This window comes from Salmonella sp. 32100201201700099SM, from assembly GCF_017572645.1.
In the GTDB taxonomy this organism is placed as follows: Bacteria; Pseudomonadota; Gammaproteobacteria; order Enterobacterales; family Enterobacteriaceae; genus Salmonella; species Salmonella enterica.
The window spans coordinates 1,756-3,331 of sequence record NZ_JAGERQ010000022.1 but is presented as its reverse complement, the minus strand read 5'-3'; the positions used below and the strand labels follow the sequence as shown (position 1 = coordinate 3,331).

Annotated in this window: 1 rRNA gene (cut by a window edge); it reads right to left on the bottom strand. The window is 52.4% G+C overall.

Annotated features, from left to right (window positions below):
* A 23S ribosomal RNA gene (locus J4685_RS22250) occupies positions 1-1,440 on the bottom strand; it reaches 1,574 nt to the left of the window's first position.
* Positions 1,441-1,576: the final 136 nt, after the last annotated feature.

The following is a 1,576-nucleotide window of genomic DNA, read 5'->3' as shown; positions in this document are numbered from 1 at the left end:
GCCTTCTCCNTCCCCCCCTTCGCAGTAACACCAAGTACGGGAATATTAACCCGTTTCCCATCGACTACGCCTTTCGGCCTCGCCTTAGGGGTCGACTCACCCTGCCCCGATTAACGTTGGACAGGAACCCTTGGTCTTCCGGCGAGCGGGCTTTTCACCCGCTTTATCGTTACTTATGTCAGCATTCGCACTTCTGATACCTCCAGCAACCCTCACAGGCCACCTTCACAGGCTTACAGAACGCTCCCCTACCCAACAACACCTGAGTGTCGCTGCCGCAGCTTCGGTGCATGGTTTAGCCCCGTTACATCTTCCGCGCAGGCCGACTCGACCAGTGAGCTATTACGCTTTCTTTAAATGATGGCTGCTTCTAAGCCAACATCCTGGCTGTCTGGGCCTTCCCACATCGTTTCCCACTTAACCATGACTTTGGGACCTTAGCTGGCGGTCTGGGTTGTTTCCCTCTTCACGACGGACGTTAGCACCCGCCGTGTGTCTCCCGTGATAACATTCTCCGGTATTCGCAGTTTGCATCGGGTTGGTAAGCCGGGATGGCCCCCTAGCCGAAACAGTGCTCTACCCCCGGAGATGAATTCACGAGGCGCTACCTAAATAGCTTTCGGGGAGAACCAGCTATCTCCCGGTTTGATTGGCCTTTCACCCCCAGCCACAGGTCATCCGCTAATTTTTCAACATTAGTCGGTTCGGTCCTCCAGTTAGTGTTACCCAACCTTCAACCTGCCCATGGCTAGATCACCGGGTTTCGGGTCTATACCCTGCAACTTAACGCCCGGTTAAGACTCGGTTTCCCTCCGGCTCCCCTATACGGTTAACCTTGCTACAGAATATAAGTCGCTGACCCATTATACAAAAGGTACGCAGTCACACAGGTAAACCTGTGCTCCCACTGCTTGTACGTACACGGTTTCAGGTTCTTTTTCACTCCCCTCGCCGGGGTTCTTTTCGCCTTTCCCTCACGGTACTGGTTCACTATCGGTCAGTCAGGAGTATTTAGCCTTGGAGGATGGTCCCCCCATATTCAGACAGGATACCACGTGTCCCGCCCTACTCATCGAGCTCACAGCACATGCGCTTTTGTGTACGGGGCTGTCACCCTGTATCGCGCGCCTTTCCAGACGCTTCCACTAACACACATGCTGATTCAGGCTCTGGGCTCCTCCCCGTTCGCTCGCCGCTACTGGGGGAATCTCGGTTGATTTCTTTTCCTCGGGGTACTTAGATGTTTCAGTTCCCCCGGTTCGCCTCATTAACCTATGGATTCAGTTAATGATAGTGTGACGAATCACACTGGGTTTCCCCATTCGGAAATCGCCGGTTATAACGGTTCATATCACCTTACCGGCGCTTATCGCAGATTAGCACGTCCTTCATCGCCTCTGACTGCCAGGGCATCCACCGTGTACGCTTAGTCGCTTAACCTCACAACCCGAAGATGTTTCTTACGATTCATCATCGTGTTGCGAAAATTTGAGAGACTCACGAACAACTTTCGTTGTTCTGTGTTTCAATTTTCAGCTTGATCCAGATTTTTAAAGAGCAAATATCTCAAACGTGA